At 58.3% G+C, this 20191-nt stretch carries 19 protein-coding genes; 7 read left to right on the forward strand and 12 right to left on the reverse strand.

What is annotated here, in order from left to right:
• Both ACR0B0_RS03405 and metG read right to left on the reverse strand, forming a co-directional pair.
• On the reverse strand, positions 1–1167 hold the full coding sequence (locus ACR0B0_RS03405) for an efflux RND transporter periplasmic adaptor subunit (protein ID WP_480646417.1): 1167 nt from the start codon (positions 1165–1167) through the stop codon (positions 1–3).
• 266 nt (positions 1168–1433) lie between these two features.
• Positions 1434–3152: a methionine--tRNA ligase gene (metG, locus tag ACR0B0_RS03410; protein ID WP_480646418.1), complete on the reverse strand. Its 1719-nt coding sequence runs from the start codon at positions 3150–3152 to the stop codon at positions 1434–1436.
• A gap of 254 nt (positions 3153–3406) precedes the next feature.
• On the opposite strand from metG, the gene ACR0B0_RS03415 reads away from it, so the two are divergent.
• Positions 3407–4123, forward strand: coding sequence for an OB-fold-containig protein (locus tag ACR0B0_RS03415; RefSeq protein WP_480646419.1), 717 nt, complete (start codon positions 3407–3409; stop codon positions 4121–4123).
• Positions 4124–4155: 32 nt separating this feature from the next.
• Positions 4156–5829 carry a flotillin family protein gene (locus ACR0B0_RS03420; RefSeq protein WP_480646421.1) on the forward strand — a complete coding sequence of 558 codons (1674 nt, stop codon included), beginning with the start codon at positions 4156–4158 and terminating at the stop codon, positions 5827–5829.
• A 30-nt stretch (positions 5830–5859) separates the two neighbouring features.
• Here the strand turns inward: ACR0B0_RS03420 and ACR0B0_RS03425 are convergent, their stop codons facing one another.
• From ACR0B0_RS03425 to ACR0B0_RS03455, 7 genes are all read right to left on the reverse strand, one after another.
• Positions 5860–7080 carry an MFS transporter gene (locus tag ACR0B0_RS03425; protein ID WP_170348444.1) on the reverse strand — a complete coding sequence of 407 codons (1221 nt, stop codon included), beginning with the start codon at positions 7078–7080 and terminating at the stop codon, positions 5860–5862.
• 70 nt (positions 7081–7150) lie between these two features.
• Positions 7151–7747 (reverse strand): YceI family protein, encoded by a 597-nt coding sequence (locus ACR0B0_RS03430; RefSeq protein ID WP_480646423.1) that lies wholly within the window; start codon positions 7745–7747, stop codon positions 7151–7153.
• Positions 7744–8958: an MFS transporter gene (locus tag ACR0B0_RS03435; protein ID WP_170348446.1), complete on the reverse strand. Its 1215-nt coding sequence runs from the start codon at positions 8956–8958 to the stop codon at positions 7744–7746. The genes ACR0B0_RS03430 and ACR0B0_RS03435 overlap by 4 nt, the downstream gene beginning before the upstream one ends.
• Positions 8959–9022: 64 nt before the next feature.
• Positions 9023–9643, reverse strand: a complete 621-nt coding sequence (locus ACR0B0_RS03440; protein WP_170348447.1) for an ImuA family protein — start codon at positions 9641–9643, stop codon at positions 9023–9025.
• Between the two features lie 59 nt (positions 9644–9702).
• Positions 9703–10284, reverse strand: coding sequence for a retropepsin-like aspartic protease family protein (locus ACR0B0_RS03445; protein WP_170348448.1), 582 nt, complete (start codon positions 10282–10284; stop codon positions 9703–9705).
• A gap of 41 nt (positions 10285–10325) precedes the next feature.
• Entirely contained in the window at positions 10326–10946 is a 621-nt protein-coding gene (locus ACR0B0_RS03450) for a MarC family protein (RefSeq protein WP_170348449.1), read from the reverse strand.
• Positions 10943–12796, reverse strand: a complete 1854-nt coding sequence (locus ACR0B0_RS03455; RefSeq protein ID WP_480646425.1) for an ABC-F family ATP-binding cassette domain-containing protein — start codon at positions 12794–12796, stop codon at positions 10943–10945. The genes ACR0B0_RS03450 and ACR0B0_RS03455 overlap by 4 nt, the downstream gene beginning before the upstream one ends.
• A gap of 104 nt (positions 12797–12900) precedes the next feature.
• Between ACR0B0_RS03455 and ACR0B0_RS03460 the strand changes: the two genes are divergently transcribed.
• Positions 12901–14103, forward strand: a complete 1203-nt coding sequence (locus tag ACR0B0_RS03460) for a multidrug effflux MFS transporter (RefSeq protein ID WP_480646427.1) — start codon at positions 12901–12903, stop codon at positions 14101–14103.
• A 102-nt stretch (positions 14104–14205) separates the two neighbouring features.
• Positions 14206–14628 carry a nucleoside-diphosphate kinase gene (gene ndk / locus ACR0B0_RS03465; protein WP_008757405.1) on the forward strand — a complete coding sequence of 141 codons (423 nt, stop codon included), beginning with the start codon at positions 14206–14208 and terminating at the stop codon, positions 14626–14628.
• 53 nt (positions 14629–14681) lie between these two features.
• Here ndk and ACR0B0_RS03470 read toward each other — a convergent pair whose 3' ends face one another.
• The gene (locus ACR0B0_RS03470; protein WP_170505042.1) at positions 14682–15029 is read right to left on the reverse strand and encodes a TfoX/Sxy family protein; all 348 of its coding nucleotides are present in this window, start codon (positions 15027–15029) and stop codon (positions 14682–14684) included.
• Positions 15030–15273: 244 nt separating this feature from the next.
• Between ACR0B0_RS03470 and ACR0B0_RS03475 the strand changes: the two genes are divergently transcribed.
• Genes ACR0B0_RS03475 through ACR0B0_RS03485 form a run of 3 tightly spaced genes read left to right on the forward strand, consistent with a single transcriptional unit; the run spans position 15274 to position 17993 of the window.
• Positions 15274–16770, forward strand: coding sequence for a CHAD domain-containing protein (locus tag ACR0B0_RS03475; protein ID WP_480646430.1), 1497 nt, complete (start codon positions 15274–15276; stop codon positions 16768–16770).
• A 3-nt stretch (positions 16771–16773) separates the two neighbouring features.
• A complete protein-coding gene (locus ACR0B0_RS03480) occupies positions 16774–17529 on the forward strand; it encodes a ParA family protein (RefSeq protein WP_480646432.1) in 756 nt (251 codons plus the stop codon).
• 2 nt (positions 17530–17531) lie between these two features.
• Positions 17532–17993 carry a CYTH domain-containing protein gene (locus tag ACR0B0_RS03485; protein WP_425080781.1) on the forward strand — a complete coding sequence of 154 codons (462 nt, stop codon included), beginning with the start codon at positions 17532–17534 and terminating at the stop codon, positions 17991–17993.
• On the opposite strand, the gene ACR0B0_RS03490 is transcribed toward ACR0B0_RS03485, so the two are convergent.
• Entirely contained in the window at positions 17990–19360 is a 1371-nt protein-coding gene (locus ACR0B0_RS03490) for a sensor histidine kinase (RefSeq protein ID WP_480646434.1), read from the reverse strand. The genes ACR0B0_RS03485 and ACR0B0_RS03490 overlap by 4 nt on opposite strands.
• Complete coding sequence (locus ACR0B0_RS03495; protein WP_170348457.1) at positions 19353–20033, reverse strand: response regulator transcription factor; 681 nt, start codon at positions 20031–20033, stop codon at positions 19353–19355. Before ACR0B0_RS03495 ends, ACR0B0_RS03490 begins: the two co-directional genes overlap by 8 nt.
• Between the last annotated feature and the right edge of the window lie 158 nt (positions 20034–20191).

Genomic DNA, 20191 nt, shown 5'->3' on the forward strand with positions numbered 1-20191 from the left:
TTACTCTCCCGGCTGCTCAGATGCCACGACGGCATCGACGGCAACCCCGGGACGAACCCTTTGCAGGCCCTCGACAATGACGCTTTCGCCTTCGCGCAGGCCGTCCTTGACGATCACCGCCGTGCCTTCGTTGTCGCCGGTGGTGATATAACGCTGTTCGACCATTTGCTGGTCATTGACGACCAGAACGAATTCACCCCTCTGATCGCGTTGCAGTGCGGCCTGTGGCACCAGAACCTCAAGCGTAGGTTGCAGGGCCTCGATCCGCACGTTCAGAAATGCACCGTCCACGATCAACCGGTCGGCGTTCGAGAATTCGGCACGCATCGTAATGGCACCGGTCAGAGGGTCGATCCGGTTGTCGACAAACACGATTTTGCCCGTTTCGTCTAGTTCTGAGCCGTTTGGCAGATCTATATGAACATTCGGGCTTTTGTCGCTTTCGCTTAGGGATGCGGGGTTCTCACCCACGGTTTCAAGAACCGAGGTAAACTGCTTTTCATTCAGTGAAAAATTCACATAGATCGGTGCCTCGCTGACGATATTGACCAGCGGCGGGTTGTTCGGACCGACCACGTCTCCGACGCTGATTGCAACCCGACCAATGCGCCCGTCAAACGGGGCGTGGATTTTGGTGTAGCTCAGATCAAGTTCGGCCTGCTGGATCGCGGCTTTGGCAGCTTTGACTTGTGCTTCGGCCACCAGTTCATTTGCGCGTGCGATATCGCGTTCGGATTCAGGGGTGGCGTCTCGTTCGTACAGCTCTTGTTTGCGGGCCAGCTCGACCTTGGCGAGTTCCAGATTGGCCTCAGCCTTGTCCAGGTCGGCGTTGCGTGCCTCTACCGTCGCCTCATAGAGGTCGGGTTCAATAGTGAACAGCAAATCGCCCTGTTTCACCAGCGCGCCGTCTTCGACATTCTGACTTTCCAGAAACCCGCTGACGCGCGCCACGATGTCGGCCTTGTTCAGGGCCTCGGCGCGGCCGATAAAGCTGGCCTCTTCGGTGATTTCCTCAGTATACGCAGCCGCGATCGAAACTTTGGGCGGCGGGGCGTCGCTTTGGTCTTGTGCTGTGGCTGTGTGTGCCATGCCCAGATAAACCAAGACAGCAAAGGCCTGGACCGGTCCGCTGTAACGGATATTCAAGTTCTTCAATGCAAGGGACATGGCAGGCGCCTCGTTCATTATAAGGATTTTGCGCCCGGGCAGGTTGGTCGCCCCGGCGAGTCGACTGAATTCAGGTCAGGATGACCGTTTTAGGATTATATCTCAAGCTTCTTGAATACGACGAACGGGCAGAGACTTGCGGGAATTTTCTCGTCAACAGGCCGACTTAGGCCGATTTGCCTGCGGTCGCATGGCTGGATTCAGTTGAGACAACGGAAAACGGGGACCGTTTGGCCCCCGTTTCCAAATTCAGATGTTGCATCGGATCATTCGCGCGCGCCGGCGAACCGGTTTTCCCAATCTTCGCGCTGTTCGTCAGTGATTTTGGCGAACAGCACGTCTGGTACCGTAAAGGCATGCCCAGCGGGCAGTGCGTTCAGCGCAGCCGCGACATCGTCGGGCCAGCTGGTGTCCAGAGTATTCATCGCGCTCAGCATCCGGGCCGACGTTTCGGGGATGAAAGGGGCGCTGAGAACGGCATACAGGCGGATCAGGTTCAACCCCAGACGTACCTGAGCTGCGGCCTGTTCTGGATCTTCTTTGAAGGTTGACCAAGGGGCAGCGGCCTGCAGATATTCGTTGCCCGCGACCCAAATCGCCCGCAATTCCTGCGCGGATTTGCGAACCTCCATCGCCTCCATATGTCCTTCATAGGCCCGAACGCGTTTTGTGAGATCGTCAATCAGGGTCTTTTCACGTTCACCAAAACTACCGCCCTCGGGCACGGCCTCAGAGAATTTAGACCGGCAGAATTTGGTGATCCGGCTGACAAAGTTGCCCAGAACATCCGCAAGGTCTTTGTTCACAGATTGCTGGAAGTTCTCCCACGTGAACTCGCTGTCGCTGCTTTCGGGCGCATGGCTCAGCAGCCACCAGCGCCAGTAATCAGCGGGCAGAATCTCAAGCGCCTGATCCATGAAGACGCCGCGGCCCTGAGAGGTCGAGAACTGGCCGCCGTCATAGTTCAGGTAGTTGAACGATTTCAGGTGGTCGACCATCTTCCACGGCTCACCCGAACCCAGAATGGTGGCCGGGAAGGACAGCGTATGGAAGGGCACGTTGTCCTTGCCCATGAACTGCACATAGCGCACGTCGTCCGCTCCCTTGTCGGTGCGCCACCAGCGCTGCCAATCGGCGTCGGCTTTGCCGTTTGCGTCGGCCCATTCCTTGGCGCAGGCGATGTATTCGATGGGCGCGTCGAACCAGACATAGAAGACTTTACCCTCCATCCCCGGCCAGTCCTGATCACCTTTCTGGACCGGTACGCCCCAGTCCAGATCACGGGTGATGCCGCGATCTTGCAGACCGTCGCCATCGTGCAGCCATTTCTTGGCGATGGAGGTCGTCAGGATCGGCCAGTCGGTCTTGCTGTCAATCCAGGCGTCCAGTTGATCCTTCATGGCCGACTGACGCAGATACAGGTGCTTGGTTTCGCGCACCTCCAAATCGGTCGAACCACTGATCGCACTGCGCGGCTCAATCAGGTCGGTCGGGTCCAGCTGCTTGGTGCAGTTTTCACACTGGTCGCCGCGCGCGCGCTCATAGCCGCAATTGGGGCAGGTGCCCTCAATATAACGGTCGGGCAGAAAGCGGCCATCGGCATTGGAATAAACCTGCTTTTCCGTGACTTCGCGGATCAGTCCGGCGTCATCCAGCTTACCTGCAAAATGCTGGGTCAGCTTCTTGTTCTGATCGCTGGACGAACGGCCAAAGTGATCGAAGCTCAGACCAAAGCGGTTGGCGATGTCGGCCTGAACGCCGTACATCTCGGCGCAATATTCGGCCACTGGTTTACCCGCCTTGGCGGCGGCCAGTTCGGCGGGGGTGCCGTGTTCATCCGTGGCGCACAGGAACATGACCTCATTTCCCCGGCCACGCTGATAGCGTGCGTACAGATCAGCAGGCAATTGCGAGCCGATCAGATTGCCGAGGTGCTTGATCCCGTTGATGTAAGGGATCGCCGAGGTGATGAGAATCCGAGCCATTTTGCGTTTCCACGTATCTATCTGCGCGCCCGTCTATCTTATGTGGAAGGCCAGCAAAAGCCCGGCTTTTGCTCAGGGGCGAATTAAAACAACAACAACCCCGAAAATCCATCTAGCAGAGGAATACGATTGCATCCGGCTGGTGGTCCACAATACCCCTAGGTTGAATAACGGAATCACAGCTACTTGAATTTATGTTATCGCTACCTATCTAATGTATACAAAAGTATACACAAAATGAGGGCAGTCTACTGATGTTCGACTTTCTGCTTGAGGGTGCGTTTGTGCCCTTTACTCTGGCGCTTGCGCTTCTGTTCGGTCTTCTTGGGCTGGAACTGATCGCATTGGTTCTGGGCGGAAGTCTTATGGCAGGCGAGGCCGAGGTTGACCTGGATGTGGTTGACGGTCCCGATCTGGACATTGGTGATTTTGACCTCGATGTCGACGCGGATGTTGATCTGGGCGAATTCGAATTGGCCGAGGTTGAGGCGGACGCACCGGGCGCAGCCCCTTCGGGTCCGTTGGCGTGGCTTGGGATCGGCAAGGTGCCATTCATGATATGGCTGGCGGTTCTGCTGGCTGGATTCGGCCTGTCGGGAATTGGCCTGCAATTGGCGCTGCGCGATCTGCTGGGCTTTGACCTGCCAAGCTGGATGGCGGCACTTCCGGCCGGTGCCTTTGCCCTGTGGTTTGCGCGCGGCTTTGGTGGTGTCTTTGCCCGCCTGTTGCCGAAAACCGAGACCGAGGCGATGTCGGAACGCATGCTTGCACGCCGTCGTGGCGTGATCACGCAAGGAACGGCCTCGCGCGGGCGTCCGGCTGAGGTCCGCGTCACCGACCGTTTTGGAAACTCTCACTACCTTCGCGCCGAACCGCTGCAGGACAAGGATGCGCTGAAACAAGGCACCGAAGTGCTGGTTTTGCGTGACCGACGGCGTGACCGGTTCGTTCTGGTCGGCTTGTCAGACTAACAAAATTCAAACCCCAACCTGGAGGATTTAGCATGGAACTACCATTCCTGGCCGTCACAGTTGTGACCTTATTAGCAGTCGTTTTGTTCGTCGGCCTTGTTCTTGGCCGTCTGTATCGCCGCGCGACCCGAGAGGTCAGTCTGGTGAAAACCGGGGCAGGTGGCAAGAAAGTCATCATGGATGGCGGCGTCATCATCGTACCGCTGCTGCACGAGGTCAGCCCGGTCAACATGAAGACCTTGCGCCTTGAAGTGCAGCGCAGCGGCGAGGCTGCTCTGATCACCAAGGACCGGATGCGTGTGGACGTTGGCGTGGAATTCTACGTCTCGGTCATGGCCACCGAAGAAGGTATTTCGCGCGCGGCTCAAACACTTGGTGGTCGCACTTTTGACGTCGAGCAACTGCGCGAGATGATCGAAGGTAAGCTGATCGACGGTCTGCGTGCTGTGGCCGCACAGATGACCATGGATGGTCTGCATGAAAACCGCGCTGATTTTGTACAAGAGGTGCAAAATGCGGTGTCCGAAGACCTGTTGAAGAACGGCTTGTCGCTGGAATCCGTTTCGCTGACGGCGCTGGACCAGACACCGTTTGAGGCGTTGGACGAGAACAACGCGTTTAACGCCGTAGGTATGCGCAAACTGGCCGAGGTCATTGCGACCTCAAAAAAAGAGCGTGCGCAGATTGATGCGGATGCTGAGGTCGAAGTACGTCGTGCAGCGATGGAAGCTCAGCGTCAGAAACTGCTGATCGAAAAGGACGAAGAGCAGGCACGCATTGAGCAGACGCAGCAGGTTGAAACCCTGCGTGTGGCGCAAGAGGCTGAGATTGCGGCCCGGACCGAGGACTCGGTGCGCGAAACCGAACGCGCCCGGATCGCGCGTGAAGAAGCCATCCGTGCTGCTGAGATCGAACGCGAGCGCAATATCCGCGATGCCGAGATCGCAAAAGAGCGGGAGCTGGAAGTGGCCGAGCAAGAGCGCCAGATCATCATCGCGCAGAAATCCGAAGAGGAAAGCCGCGCGCGTGCCTCTGCTGATCTTGCCCGTGCCGAGGCAACCAAGGCGACCGAAGCCGTGGCAACTGCCCGCGAAGTGGCCGAGGCCGAGCGTCAAAAGCAGATCGTACTGATCGAAGCCACGCGTGAAGCCGAACGTCAGGCCACCGCGATCCGTTTGGCCGCAAAGGCCGAGAAAGAGGCCGCCGCCGACCGCGCCGAAGCCCGCCGTGAAGAAGCGCAGGCCGAAGCGGACGCGCTGAATATCCGCGCCGAGGCCAAGAAGAACGACATGCTGGCCGAAGCGGAAGGTAAGCGCGCGATTGTTGAGGCAGACAATGCCCTGTCGCCCGAACAGATCCGCATGAAGGTTGATCTGACCCGGATCGAAACCATGCCGTCGATCATCTCGGAAATGGTGAAGCCGGCTGAAAAGATCGACTCGATCAAGATCCATCAGGTCGGCGGCATCGGCGCTGCCAATGGAGGCGGGGCTGCAAATGGCGACAAGCCGGTGGTCAATCAGGCGCTGGATTCGATCATGGGTATGGCGGTGCAGATGCCCGCGCTCAAGAAGCTGGGTGAAGAACTTGGTTTGTCGATGGAGCAAGGCGTCGGTGGCGTGGTGAACGGCGCGCTGGAGCAGTCGGTTGAACCCGCCAAAGTGGCCGAGGTGGTGGAAGACGAAACACCGCCGACACAGCAATAACGGAATAAGGGGCCGGGATTTCCCGGCCCTTTAATCTTCGCGCGACTTTTTCAACAACCGCCCGATGGTGAACGAAGTGCGTGGGGCGTAAACATAGTTGGTCCGCTCGTCCGGTGTTGGGCGGGACCGCATCCGGGCCAGGCCAAACACGATCAAAACCAGATGCCCGGCTGCCACAAAGGCAAACAGGGCACTTGGACCGAATTGCTGGATCAGGGTGGACGAAATGTAGGGCGAAGCAATAGCCCCCAGCGCGTACCAGAACATCAAAGCGGCTGATAATTCGACCCGTTCCTCGGTGGTAGCAAAGTCATTTGCGTGCGCCGATGACACCGAGAAGATCGGGAAAGTTGTCAGGCCAAAAATGGCAGCGGCCAGCATGACGCCCAAGGTGCCGGTTCCGCTGGCGGCCATTGTTACGCCACAGCTAAGCACGGCAGCACCGGACAACCAGATCAGTACCCAGCGCCGGTCGAATTTGTCGGCCAACCATCCCAGCGGATATTGCGCCAGCGCCCCACCCAGAACAAATGAGGCCAGGAAGAACGCGATCTGATCCACGCCTAGTCCGACCTCTTGCCCATAAACCGGACCGACCATTCGGAACGAGGCTGAGCTGAGCGCCGCAACAATCACACCTGCCACAGCAAGGGGCGAACTGCGCCAGGCCAGTTTGGGCCGCAAGCGGGGGGCGTTAGGTGTGATCGGCTGACTGGCGCGGGTCAGGGTCAGCGGCAGCAGGGCGGCACAGCACAAAATCGCCAACAGGTTATAAGACACGTATGAGGCGGGCGGCAGCACGGCGATGATCAACTGTGCCCCCAGTGACGCCCCCATATCCACGAACCGATAGGTCCCCATCGCCCGGCCACGGGTTTCGTTGGTGACCTTGGCATTCAGCCAGGCCTCGATCACGGTATAGCAGCCCGCCACACAGGTGCCCGAAGCGATCCGCAATGCGGCCCATAGATAGGGGTTGTCGGTCAGGGTATGCCCGATCAACCCCATTGCACCCAAAGCCGTGCAGACCGCGAAGGCGCGAGAGTGGCCGACATTCCCCATCAGTCTCGGGGCCCACCAGCAACCAATGAAAAAGCCTAGGAAATGGGACGAGCCCAGCAGACCGATCTGCTCGGTCGTGAATTCCAGTGTAATGCCCGAGATGGCGTCCAGCGGCCCGACGCCACCTGTGGAAAGTTGCAGCAGAATGACTGAAAGAAAGAGGGCGGCAAAAGAAATGATCGTACGCATGATGGGGGCACCTTGGCGAATTTTGCCGGTGATGCGCGCGCCTAATCGACGCGGGGACGTCGTTTTTTGCCTATTCGGCTTTTTTGATTTCAGCCCGGATGTCTAGCCCGACGGTGTCCTGTACCAGATCGGCATAGCCGGACGCCCCATAGTCGTGACGGTTGAGCGAGCCGGTCAATTGGATCGAGAGCATATCCAGGATATTTGCGGCGCTGCCGGGCGGTCGGTGAAGGTTGGCTTGCAGGGTGATCGGGCGGGTGACACCGCGCAGGGTCAGGTCTCCGGTAACCTCTGCACCGCGCGAAATTCGACCGCCTTCTCCAAGCTGCACCTTGGTTGACGTAAAGTGAATGGTTGGAAAGTTCTCAACGTCCAGCACCCCGGCGCTCAGCATTGCGGTTCGGGCAAAGGGCAATTTGGTGCGGGCTTCAGCCGCGTTCAGGGTCACGCTGACGCGGCTGTTGATCAGATTGCTCAAGTCGATCTGAATATCCGCCGACTGGATTGGCATGGTACCGGATTGTGCAAGGCCCGACAGATCAAAGGTAAAGTCGACGGATGTGCCCTGTGACACCAGCTCGTATTGAGTAAGCGCAGCTTGGGCTGGACGCGCCATGGGCAAGGCGGCCAACCCGGCCAGAACGATGCGCCGGGACAGCAGGCTCATGCCAACGCCCCGTGCCCGCGAGGGCGCGAGCGGTGCAGCAGCACCAGCAGGATGGCGATGTTCAACCCGTTCCAAAGAAGGCCGTTGACGAAGGCCAACTGATAGCTTCCCGTCACGTCGTATATCCACCCGGACATCCACCCGCCCAAAGCCATACCCATGATGGTCATCATCAGGACGAACCCCACCCGTGCGCCGGCCTCTTTCGGGGGCATGTATTCGCGCACCACTAAGGCATAGCTGGGCACGATCCCACCCTGCGCCAGCCCGAACAGCATACTGATGACATAAAGCGAGACCATCCCGTCATAGGGCAGGAATAGAAACAGGGCGATGCATTGCAGTGTAGAACCGATAAGCAAGGTCCTGATTCCACCCAACTTGTCGGCGACCAACCCCGAAACGATCCGGCTGAGGACGCCACCCAACAGCATTAGTGACAACATCTCGGCCCCGACCGCAGGGCCATAGCCCAGTCCGACGCAATAGGACACGATATGAACTTGTGGCATGGACATGGCTACGCAACAGCCGATCCCGGCCAGACCCAGGATGTATTGAAGGGTGCGCGGAGGTATTCCAACGCTGCGCGTATTTATTTGAGCAGTAGCAGCTGCAGTACTGTGGGCTTCGTCCGGAACCTTACGACCTAGTAGTAAGGAAAGAGGTATAACAACGATCAGTGTCACGATGGCCAATGTCAGATAGACTTGCTGCCACCCTTCTCGGGCCAGAATTCCGGCCAGCAGGGTGGGCCAGATGGCCCCAGACAGGTAGTTTCCGCTGGCGACCAGCGCGACGGCGATCCCGCGTCGCCGCATGAACCAATGGGAAATGTCCGCGATCAAGGGGCCAAACCCGATGGATGCGCCCAAGCCCATCAATAGATGCGCCACCGAGAGCATCAACATGTTCGGGGCCAATGTCGCCAATAGATAGCTGACTGCACTTAGCACAGAAGCCCCGATCAGCGCTTTGGTCACGCCCAGCCGATCCACCAGTTGCCCCAGCCACATATTACCAAACGCAAAGCCGATCATGGCGAGCGTGTAGGGCATCGACACTTCGGCTCTTCCGGCGTTGAACTGTACCTCGATTGCGGGCATCACCACGACCACCGCCCACATACCGGCATTCGCCACCATGGCGATGCCAAGCGTGATCAGAAGGCGAAGCCAGGAATATCGGCTGTCATGGATTGGATGGCCCATGCTGGCACGCTAGGGCGGGGGTCCGGCTTTTGCCAGTCACAAGTTGCGTGAACTGCGTGATGTGTCACACCAAAACATCTTCGGCTTCGGTCCGGGTCAGATTCAGCCCGGCGCGCGGTTTGATCTGGGTGGCGTGCCAGCTGACCGGAGGCAGGGCGCGGGCGCGGCGGCGGGTCAGGGTCCAGCGGCGGGCCTCGCCCTGATGGTTCGCGGCCATGTGCCAGCGGGTCTCGACCCCCTGCGCGCCACCGTCGCCGGGCGTCAGCAGCAGCCCTAGCGGCGCCCGCCCCATCGTGCCACCCTGTTCAGCAGCCAGATGCATGCGCCGCACCGGCGTCAGCCCCGGTGCGCCCGGCAGGTCGCCGATGATCAGCGGAATGGCCCCGCTGCGCAGCGCCTCTTCCATGCACCACAGCAGGTCTTCGGCGCGGGTGGGGCGGACGAACAGGAACCGGGCAGGATCGGCAAAGGGCATCATCCCGTCCGGGTTCAATTGGCCGGACTCCCAAGCTGGAGAAATCCACAGCACCGGCCCCTGCGCCTGGCCGGCCAACCACATGGCAAAGCTGCGCCGGGCGGGGCCGCAGGCCTCATGCACGCGGGCCAGCTGCAGAGTGATCTGAGGGTGTAAGGTCAGCCCCGGCGCCTCACGCGCAGGTTTGCGGCCAAGAAGGTTTGTAGACATGCCCGCAGCTTAGCATGTTCTTATTTTGTTCTCAATTCGGAAATGCCGCCGCAGACCCTTTAACGAGACAGGATCAGACGGCCATCCGCGAACTGGATATTCGAAAAGCGATGCAGATAATCCATGCCCAGTAGCGATTGGCGCAAATCGCCTTCGTTGACCCAGGCCGAGACGTTGTGATCGGTGATCGGCCCCAGCTCAAGGCTATCCAGCCGAACGGGTGCGGTGCGGACCTCTCCATTTGCGGTCGAGGCGCGGCCGAGATAGTTCAGTTGGTCAGGGTCAATACCAATGCGTCGGGCGTCCTGATCGCTCAGCACGATCTGGCTGGCACCGGTGTCGACAAGAAAGGTTATCGGCTCTCCATTAACCACAACGGGCAGGTAATAATGGCCGTCACGTGCCCGAGGCACCGCGATCGTTTCGCCAGTGACAGTCATCTGCGGGGCAGGGCCAACGGTTGATCGGATGTCTTCCCACAGTCCGACAACGGCAATGGCACCGACGAAAATGAACACCCAGGCCATCGCCTGTTGCATGGTCTTGTTCAGAGACTGACGGTTCTGCGAGACGAACCACGCCACCACCGCCGCACCAAGCACGGCCAGATATACCAAACGTCCAATGCTGTCGCCGTCCATGCCGTACCCCTTACCACGCTCACTTTAATCTATATGGGGATTTACGACGCAAAACCAAAGGCTTTAAGCCCGTCCAAAATAAACTGAACCGACAACGCCGCCAGCAGCATGCCCAGCAGCCGGGTCAACACATTCAGCCCGGTTTTGCCCAATACACGTGCCACCGCCCCAGATGTCAGATACATCACAAAGACCATTGCCAACACGACCAGCATTACTCCGACGACCACGGCCAAGCCCTGAATACCGGGCTGCTGACCTGCCAGCAGGATCATGGTCGCAATCGAGCCGGGGCCAGCGATCAGTGGAATACCCAGCGGAAATACCGATGGATCCGGATGTTCCTCTTCCTCGGCACTGTTTTCCCGACGTTTGGTGCGGCGTTCAAACAGCATGTCGAGCGCGGTCAGAAACAACAGAACGCCCCCTGCGACGCGAAACGCTTCCATCGAGATGCCTACAAACCCCAGAAGGGCCTCACCGAAGGCGGCGAAGGCGGCCAAAATCACACCTGCTGTCAAACAGGCCCTGATCGCGATTGAGCGACGGGTGTGCCAGTCCATGCCCTGGGTCAACGCCACAAAGATAGGCGTTTGGGCCGGCGGGTCGAGGACCACGAAAAGCGTCGTGAACGCGGTGATAAGGAATGCGCTGTCTATCATGCTGCTGTTTCTGCCTGTTCAAGTCGTTCGGCGGCTGCCACCCACAAAGTCTCGGCCTTTTTCATGGCTTCAACCACTTCGGCAAATTTCCGGTTCCAGGTTTCCAGATCGTTGATGCGGTCATCTTCGTACAATGCTGGATCTGCTAGTTTTGCGGACAGTTTCTCATGCATGTCCGTCAGCTTTTCAATCCGGTCCTCGCATTTGCGCAGTTCGGCGCGCAGGGCCTGCATCGTATCACGCGAAGGGCGTTTGGGTTTCGCCGCCTTGGGTTTCTCTTTGACCGGTTTGTCACGGGCCAGCAGCATGGCGCGATAAGCCTCAAGGTCTCCGTCAAAGGGTTTGACCGTTCCGTCCGAGACCAGCCAAAGTCGGTCAGCAACCAGTGACAGTAGATGCATATCGTGGCTGACCAGAACGACTGCGCCGGAGTATTCAGTCAGCGCCTCGACCAGCGCTTCGCGGCTTTCGATATCCAGGTGGTTGGTCGGTTCGTCCAGGATTAGCATATGAGGCGCGTCGATGGTTGCGATCAGCAACGACAAGCGGGCCTTTTGGCCGCCCGAAAGGCGCCCAACCAGCGTTTCCACCTGATCCGCGTTCAGCCCGAACCCGGCCAGACGTGATCGCCATTTGCCCGGTGCCTCATCTGGGCGCAGACGGCGCAGGTGGTCCAGCGGTGTTTCGTCCACATGAAGCTCATCCACCTGATGTTGTGCGAAATACCCGATGCGGAGTTTGTTGCTGCGGGTCATCTTCCCCGCCATCAGGGGCAGGCGGTCGGATAGCAGCTTGGACAGCGTCGATTTTCCCTGACCGTTTTTACCTAACAACGCGATGCGGTCGTCCTGATCAATGCGCAAGTTCAGACGGCGCAATACTTCGGTTTCGCCATAGCCAGTCATACCGCCTTCGATCTGGATGATCGGAGGGGACAGTTCCTCGGGCTCAGGAAATGAAAACGCCCGCAGCGCGGCCTCTTGTGGGGTCGAGACCAGCTGGATGCGTTCGATCATCTTCAGGCGCGACTGGGCCTGGACGGCTTTGGATGCTTTGTACCGAAACCTGTCCACGAAGCTCTGCAGGTGAGCGATGCGGGCCTTGGCCTTGGCGTTTTCCGATTCCGCTTGCGCCAGCCGTTCCGCCCGGCGTTCGGCGAATTTGTCATAAGGCACCGCGTAGTAGGTCAGTTTGCGGTCTTCCAGATGCAAGATCGAGCCCACCGCACGGTTCAGCAACCCGCGGTCGTGGCTGATGATGATCACCGTATGCGGATATTTGGCCAGATAGCTTTCCAGCCACAGTGCGCCTTCTAGGTCCAGATAGTTGGTCGGCTCGTCCAGCAGCAGCAGATCGGGCTGCGAAAACAGCACTGCTGCCAACGCCACGCGCATCCGCCAACCGCCCGAGAAATCCGAACAGGGGCGCAGCTGGTCTTCGTCATCGAACCCCAGACCCTTGAGGATCGAGGCTGCGCGGGATTCGGCAGACCACGCGTCGATATCCGCCAGCCGGGTCTGAATCTCGGCAATGCGCGCGGGGTCTTCGGCGCTATCGGCCTCGGCCATTAGGGCGCTGCGTTCGGTGTCGGCGGCCAGTACCGTGTTGATCAGCGACACGTCGGACGAGGGGACCTCTTGCGCCACGCCGCCGATCCGTGCGCGTTTCGGCAACACGATATTGCCCGATTCCAGCGCCAACTCGCCCCGGATCAAGCGGAACAGAGTGGTCTTGCCGGTGCCGTTACGCCCAACCAGACCAACCTTGTGTCCATCGGGAATGGTGGCGCTGGCACCGTCAAACAGGGGGCGGCCTTCGACCGCATAGGTGATGTCTTCGATCCGTAACATGAGCCGCTCATAACAGAGCATGTCAGACGCCGCCAGCGGGTTGGCATGTTCATCGATCAGCCTATGTGCTAGCGCTGGTCCGGTTGGATTTTGACGGTTTTAACATGCGCGCGGCTTCTTCGCCTCCCTCTCTGATCACTTTGGTGTTCGCCACGGCGATTTCCGTGCTGACGCTGAATATGTTCCTGCCGTCGCTGGCCCGAATGGCCGGGGATTTTCAGGTCGACTATGCATTGGTGAACCTGTCGGTGGCCGGATATCTGGCGGTGTCAGCAGTATTGCAACTGATCATGGGGCCGCTGTCCGACCGATTTGGTCGCAGGCCCGTTTTGCTGATCTGTATGTCGGTCTTTGTTGTGGCCTCGGTTGGTTGCGTTTTAGCTGAATCAATCTGGGCCTTTCTGGGCTTTCGTCTGTTGCAGGCGGCTGTGGTTGCCGGGCCTGTGCTGTCGAGCGCCGCAATCCGGGACATATACCCGCCGAACGAGGCCGCCAGCAAACTGGGCTATGTGGCCATGGCGATGGCGCTGGCCCCGATGCTTGGGCCAATGCTAGGCGGTGCGCTGGACGGCCTGTTCGGCTGGCGGGCAGGCTTTGTTCTGTACTCCGGCTTAGGGGCGGGGATGCTGCTGTTGCTGTGGGTCGATATGGGTGAGACCAATACCAACCGTTCTTCAACCTTCGCGGCGCAGTTGCGTGAATACCCCCACCTTTTTCGTGCTCGCCGGTTCTGGGGTTATGCCTTGTGTGCATCGTTTTCGATCGGCGGGTTCTACAGTTTCATCACCGGCGCGCCCCTTGTCGCCGCTGCTTGGTTCGATCTAAGCCCCGCGATGTTGGGATTGGGGATCGGCATCATCACCGGTGGCTTCATGGTGGGGAATTTCATCACGGGTCGGATCGCCGCCAGAACACCACTGACAACCATGATCCTGATCGGACGCATGGTCGCGTCAACCGGGCCGCTTTTGGGTCTTCTTCTGTTTCTTGCGGATCTGGGCTCGGTCTGGGTGTTCTTCGGGTCGGCTATTTTTGTTGGCTTTGGCAACGGATTGACCAACGCCAATGCCTCGGCCGGGCTGATGTCTGTCCGGCCCAAACTGGCAGGCAGCGCCGCTGGCTTGTCAGGTGCGATGATCGTGGCGCTTGGGGCGGTACTGACCTCGCTGACCGGGTTATGGGTCAGCCCCGACAACGGGCCGTTTCTGGTTTTGGGTATGATGTGGGCATGCAGCTTTGCCGGACTGTTGGCCGTGGTTTATGTGCGCTGGGTTGACCGTCAGGACCCACTGCCCGAGACGATCTGAGCCGCTGCGCATCATAGTCCTTTTCATATCAGACAGACCGTGCTACGCGGCGCGCGATGGATTTCGGCGCGACCCCGCGCCTTATGTTAAGGAGAGGCCGACATGGCACTGGAACGCACATTCTCGATCATCAAACCTGATGCAACCCGCCGCAACCTGACTGGCAAGATCAACGCCAAGTTCGAAGAAGCCGGCCTGCGCATCGTTGCGCAAAAGCGCATCCACATGACCAAAGCTCAGGCTGGCAAGTTCTATGACGTGCATGCCGAGCGTCCGTTCTATGACGAACTGTGCGAATTCATGTCGTCGGCTCCGGTTGTTGTTCAGGTTCTGGAAGGCGAAGGCGCCATTGCAAAGAACCGCGAAGTCATGGGCGCAACCAACCCTGCAGACGCAGCCCCCGGCACCATCCGCGCCGAGTTTGCTGAATCGGTTGGTGAAAACTCGGTCCACGGTTCGGACGCTCCGGAAACTGCAGCGGTTGAAATCGCTTACTTCTTCTCGGGCATCGAACTGGTCGGCTAAGCCGCCGTCAGATCGGATTCTTGAGCCGCTCCCGTTTACGGGTGCGGCTCTTTTTATTTCGGCTTGAGGTCGTCGGCAGACACCCGCACACCGATTGCATCCAGATCCGAGATCATCTGGGTTTCAGGCATCGCGGTGACGCTGGCCTTAATGGCATCGAACCGCTGCCGCAGGGCCTTTTTCTCATCGCCCTTGCAATCGTTCCACGGTCGGCCCTGCAACCCCATGACCAGCACGTAATAGCCGATGAAATGCGGCTTGGTTCCTGTCTGCAAAAGCCGGGAATAGGCTTTATCGGGACCTAATTCACGCAATTCCTGCGCCGAATGAATACCTGCGCGGGCGCAGGCTTGTTCGTAAGCCGGGCCGAGGTTGCGGATTGAGGAGATAGGGTCGGACATGCGCCACTTTTAGCGGGGTGTTTAGGGGCTGTCGACCTGACGCACGGTCAGTAAGACATCAAGCTTGCCAGACGGAATAGTATACGATTTCATGGCACCATGCTGTCATGAGGGTGCCGATGTTCAAGAACCGGGAGACCGCTAAGAGACACGGCAAGAACCCGCGCTGGCAGTTCGATGGCACGGCACTACGAAGCCTTGATGCCTTGAAAACGAGGCGCGGGTGATGGGGCGGAAACGCAGGGTGTTCGTCCTTTCAGGCAAGTTCGACCAGGACGAATTCTCAGGATTAGTTAAGGGGTTGACGATCGCGTTTGAACCGCCTTCCGCTGCCCGCTCCTTTGACCTGCTAGACAGCCATGATCAGTCGCTACGGGCCAAAGGCCGGTTATTGATCGAAACAGGCGGCTCGTTGCAGCTGCTGAACGACAGGGACTTTTTGTTTCAGGATGGCGGCGGCACAGGCATGTTCGTACAGGACTTGCCGGATGGACCTGTCCGCGCGGCGTTGAAAGATTTCCCAAAGTTGCGCGCGCTTATGTGTATCGGCTCTGGCACCATCAAAAGCAGCACCTTTGCCGTATTGGACGATCTGCAAAAAACACAAGTTCGCGGCCGCGCCCTGACTTTGGGCACACACCACGGGCAGGTGACGATCCTGACCGTTCAACCCCTGCGCGGGTATAAACGCGCCTTTCAAAAGGTCTGTTTGGCGCTAGGGGAATTGGCGGCTGGCGCGTCAGGTGCAGAGGTGGTCATGCAAGGCCTTTTTGCAGATTTCCCTGCCTACAATGCCAAACCCGATATCGAGTTGGGCAAACAGGAACCCTCGATCGAAGTGGCGGTGGATATCATCCGCACCTATCTGGAGGTCGCGCGCCGGAATGAGGCAGGGATCGTCGCGGATATAGACACGGAATTTTTGCATGATTATCGCGTCTCGCTCAGGCGCGTGCGGTCCGTGCTGAGCCTGTTCAAAGGCGTGTTTTCGCCAGATCAGACAAGCGCACTAAAACGCGAATTCTCGGACCTGATGGCGTCTACGGGGCGGGTGCGGGATTTGGATGTCTATCTTTTGGAAAAAGACATTTATTTCAAATTGATACCGCCTAACCTTCATCCCGGTGTCGAGGCGATGTTCGCGCAGTTTAAAAAAGAACGTACCCGCGAACTTGCTGTGCTGAGTCGGCGTTTGCGCAGTGCCGCCTATGGCAGACAGATGAAGCAACTTCTAGCACTGTTTGCTGATACTAAACGGTTGGAACCCGGACCCAACGCCGAGCTCAGAGCTTATGACTATGCCCGTTCGTTGATCTGGAAACGCTACCGAAAAGTATGCAAGCTTGCCCGTGGGATTACCCCGAAAACTCCAGACGAGGCGGTGCATGAACTGCGGATAGACTGCAAGAAGCTGCGCTATCTGATGGAGTTCTTTGCACCTTTGTTCGACAAGAGTAATTTCAGAACGCTCATTAAGCCATTGAAAAAAATGCAAGATAATTTGGGTTTGTTCAATGACTATTCGGTGCAACAAGAGGCGCTGCTTAATTTTGTTTCCACTCAAAGTGATGCCCGAAATCGGACAAGTGCGCCGCTTGCCATGGCCGTCGGAGGGTTGATCGCCGTACTCGATCAGCGCCAAAAAGCTGAGCGCGACCACGTGATTGCCAATTTTCGGCATTTCGATAGCCCCGAGATTCAGAACCTGTTCCGAGCCCTGTTTCGCCAAAAGGAGGATTGACTGGTGAAGATCATTGCCTGCTACAGCAACAAGGGCGGTGTGGGTAAAACCGCAACCTCGGTAAACTTGGCCTATGCCTATGCGCAAGCAGGGTACACCGTGTTGTTGTGCGACCTTGATCCGCAGGGTGCGGCGGGGTTCTATTTTCGGGTAAAACCTTCAAAAAAGCTGACCGACGCGCGGTTTTTCGAGGATATTTCCCGGTTCACCAAATCTATCAAGGCCAGTGATTTCGAAGGGCTGGACGTGTTGCCAGCGAACCTGACCTTCCGCGACTTTGACGTGTTCCTATCGCGTATGCGAAACAAGCGATCCCGGTTGAAAAAGGCTCTGGCCGCCGCCGGCAGTGACTACGACGTGATCATTCTGGATTGCCCCCCGAATTTTTCGACCCTGTCCGAGAACGTTTTTAAGGCGGCGGATCAGATCGTAGTGCCGGTCATTCCGACCACTTTGTCCGAGCGAACGCTTGCGCAGTTGGTGGCCTTCTTTGACCAACAGAAGCTGCCCAAGAAAAAGATTAGGGCGTTCTTTTCGATGGTGCAGCGGCGCAAAATCTTGCATCTGGAAACGATGGAGAAGATGCGTAAACAGTACAAAAAACGGTTCCTGCAAACCGAAATACCTTTTGCCACCGATATCGAACGTATGGGCCAAAACCGCGCCCCGGTCAGTATCTTTGCTGGTCGCAGTGACGCCAGCGCTGCCTATCAGTCCTTGTTCGATGAATTGGAAAACGGAGTGATTTCAAGCAAATGAGCATGGAAATTGAACGCAAGTTTTTGGTCGCGGACCTGCCGGACCTCAGCGGCGCTGAGAAAGCTGTCGTGCGGCAGGGATATTTGACTGCGCCCGACGATTCCACCGAACTGCGCCTGCGTCAAAAGAACGACCGGTTCTTCCTAACCCTCAAAGGTGGCGGCTCGATGGTGCGGGTCGAGCGTGAGGCTGAAATTACGGCCGAGCAATTCGAAACGTTCTGGCCGGAAACCGATGGGCGCCGGGTGGAAAAGGAACGTTTCACAGGCCAGTTGTCCGACGGGCGCGCGTTTGAGTTGGACGTGTTTCAGGGCGATCTGGCCCCGCTGCAATTGGTCGAGGTGGAATTTGAGACCGAAGCCGAGGCTATGGCCTACACTCCGCCGGATTGGTTCGGTGAGGATGTTACCGCTGATAAACGCTATAAAAACAAGACAATGGCAATCAACGGTGTGCCCACTTAGGGTTTGCGTGCCAATTTGATTTTCGCTTCAAGCCCCGGATTGCAATTGCTGGCTTCAAACGCGCCGCCATGCATGTGGGAAATCGCAGCGACAAGGGCCAGGCCCAGACCGGCATTCCGCTCGGTTCGGGCCGGGTCCAGTGTGACAAACGGCATTTGTAGGCGCGGCAGGTCTTCTTGCGGAACGCCGGGACCACGATCGCGAACGCTCAGATTTGTATAGGCACCATCTTCGGACAGGTGGATCGTGACAGTGGTGTCCTGCGGCGCATAGCGCATCGCGTTTTCCAGCAGGTTCGACAGGGCCTGGGACAACAGCGGGCGATGCCCCGGTATTGGCGCTGCTGTACCCGTGACCTCAAGCTGGATACCCTGATCGACTGCCACGGGATCGTAAAGCTCCACTACATCCGCCACCAGTTGCTGAAGATCGACCGGTTCGAATTGTTCCCGACCAACACCAGCTTCGGCGCGTGAGATTTCGGTCAGTTGCCCCAATACTCGCAACACATGGTCGATTTCCACACTGGCCCGCGCGATATCAATCTCGCGCTCTTGATCCGTTTTCGAAGGGTCAGACAGCGTTTCTACTCGTTGCTTCAACCGCGACAGGGGCGAGCGCAGATCGTGGGCGATTGAGTTTGACGTTGTACGCAGATTGCTAACCAGTTCCTCAATCCGGTCCAGCATGGTGTTGAGTGTCCCGGATACCTGATCGAATTCGTCCCCAGTGCCGCGCAGGGGCATGCGCCGGGTTAGGTCGCCCGATACGATGTTCTCTGCCGTGTTGGCGATATCGGACAAGCGAGAAAAGACCAGGCGGGTGAATAGCCAACCGGTGAGTACACTCAGCGCCAGGGCAATTGCCAGCGCGATGCCGACCGACCGCAGCAGAACCCGGTCGAATTGCTGCCGCGCCAGTGCGTCGCGTCCTACCAGCAGGCGTTCACCGCCGGGCAGGCTAACCGAGGCGGCCGAGACGGGCACCAATTCATCATTTTCGGCCCGGCGCAGTTCCAGATCGACCCAGCCGCTTCCGGCTGCGATATTCTCGGGCCATTGTTTGAGGTTGCCAGCCAGGTTGACGCCAAAGCGATCGGTCAGAAGATATAACGCATCGCGGTCTGCGGCGGTTGGAAGACGCCGCTCAATCGCCCGCATCAACCCGATCAGGCCTCGGCGTTCGTATTCATCCGCCAACCCTGTCAGCTCTGCCGACACGACCGAGCGTGTCTCGCTTTCAATGCTGCGGTTCGCCGTTACATAGACCAACGCCAGCACGGTCGCGGTCAGCAAGGTACTGAGGACCATGCTGGCCAGTACGAGGCGTGTGCGTGAATTGTTAAAGGAAAGTCGCAGGTTATCCATCAGATATCATGTAACCGGCGCCCCGGACGGTTTCAATCAACGGCGGCTCGCCGCCTTCGTCCAGTTGACGCCGCAGTTTCGAGATATGGACATCGACCACATTGGTATTGGGGTCGAAGTGATAGTCCCAAACCCCCTCAAGCAGCATGGTGCGCGATACCACGCGGTTCTTCCGGCGCAGGAAAAACTCGAGGATCTGAAACTCACGCGGGGTGAGGGTGATCTCGCGCCCGTTGCGGGTGACCTTGCGGGTCAGCAGGTCCATCTCAAGGTCGCGGCAATTCAGGGTCGGGCTTTCCTCGGCCTCTTGCGGTCGGCGCAGAAGGGCCTCGATCCGGGCGTGCAATTCCTGGAACGAGAACGGTTTGACCAGATAGTCATCCGCACCGGCACGCAGCCCTTTGACACGTTCATCAACGGCGCTCATGGCGGTTAGCATCAGAACCGGCGTTTTAACGCCCGCCGCACGCATCGATTTGATCAGCGACAGGCCATCCAAACCCGGCAACATCCGGTCCAGAACAACCGCGTCAAACCCGCCGTCGGTGGCATGGTAAAGACCTTCCCGGCCGTCCTCGGCCTGCTCGATGACATAACCTTCTTCGCCAAATCCCTTGGCGATGAACTCTCGTGTGTCTTCATCATCTTCGACGATCAGCAAGCGACGGCTCATGATGCGAGTTCCTTTCTACCGGGATTTAAACACAATTTTTGGGCAAAGCACATGGGTTGGCTAATCAATCTGCCGGGTGCGGTGTATCGCACCCGGCAGTCTCGGAGGTTTGCGGACAATTCAAACCACCGAGGAGGCGCCCGCCAGATTTCCCCATC

The organism is Ruegeria sp. BA12 (genome assembly GCF_056539625.1).

Excerpts from the sequence above, each read along its gene's own strand:
- ACR0B0_RS03405 (WP_480646417.1), bottom strand. The coding sequence starts at position 1,167 with ATGTCCCTTGCATTGAAGAACTTGAATATCCGTTACAGCGGACCGGTC.
- ACR0B0_RS03430 (WP_480646423.1), bottom strand. The coding sequence starts at position 7,747 with ATGAGCCTGCTGTCCCGGCGCATCGTTCTGGCCGGGTTGGCCGCCTTG.
- ACR0B0_RS03485 (WP_425080781.1), top strand. The coding sequence starts at position 17,532 with ATGGAAATTGAACGCAAGTTTTTGGTCGCGGACCTGCCGGACCTCAGC.
- ACR0B0_RS03460 (WP_480646427.1), top strand. The coding sequence starts at position 12,901 with ATGCGCGCGGCTTCTTCGCCTCCCTCTCTGATCACTTTGGTGTTCGCC.
- ACR0B0_RS03455 (WP_480646425.1), bottom strand. The coding sequence starts at position 12,796 with ATGTTACGGATCGAAGACATCACCTATGCGGTCGAAGGCCGCCCCCTG.
- ACR0B0_RS03490 (WP_480646434.1), bottom strand. The coding sequence starts at position 19,360 with ATGGATAACCTGCGACTTTCCTTTAACAATTCACGCACACGCCTCGTA.
- ACR0B0_RS03445 (WP_170348448.1), bottom strand. The coding sequence starts at position 10,284 with ATGGACGGCGACAGCATTGGACGTTTGGTATATCTGGCCGTGCTTGGT.
- ACR0B0_RS03425 (WP_170348444.1), bottom strand. The coding sequence starts at position 7,080 with ATGCGTACGATCATTTCTTTTGCCGCCCTCTTTCTTTCAGTCATTCTG.
- ACR0B0_RS03495 (WP_170348457.1), bottom strand. The coding sequence starts at position 20,033 with ATGAGCCGTCGCTTGCTGATCGTCGAAGATGATGAAGACACACGAGAG.
- metG (WP_480646418.1), bottom strand. The coding sequence starts at position 3,152 with ATGGCTCGGATTCTCATCACCTCGGCGATCCCTTACATCAACGGGATC.
- ACR0B0_RS03440 (WP_170348447.1), bottom strand. The coding sequence starts at position 9,643 with ATGTCTACAAACCTTCTTGGCCGCAAACCTGCGCGTGAGGCGCCGGGG.
- ACR0B0_RS03420 (WP_480646421.1), top strand. The coding sequence starts at position 4,156 with ATGGAACTACCATTCCTGGCCGTCACAGTTGTGACCTTATTAGCAGTC.
- ACR0B0_RS03470 (WP_170505042.1), bottom strand. The coding sequence starts at position 15,029 with ATGTCCGACCCTATCTCCTCAATCCGCAACCTCGGCCCGGCTTACGAA.
- ACR0B0_RS03415 (WP_480646419.1), top strand. The coding sequence starts at position 3,407 with ATGTTCGACTTTCTGCTTGAGGGTGCGTTTGTGCCCTTTACTCTGGCG.
- ndk (WP_008757405.1), top strand. The coding sequence starts at position 14,206 with ATGGCACTGGAACGCACATTCTCGATCATCAAACCTGATGCAACCCGC.
- ACR0B0_RS03435 (WP_170348446.1), bottom strand. The coding sequence starts at position 8,958 with ATGGGCCATCCAATCCATGACAGCCGATATTCCTGGCTTCGCCTTCTG.
- ACR0B0_RS03450 (WP_170348449.1), bottom strand. The coding sequence starts at position 10,946 with ATGATAGACAGCGCATTCCTTATCACCGCGTTCACGACGCTTTTCGTG.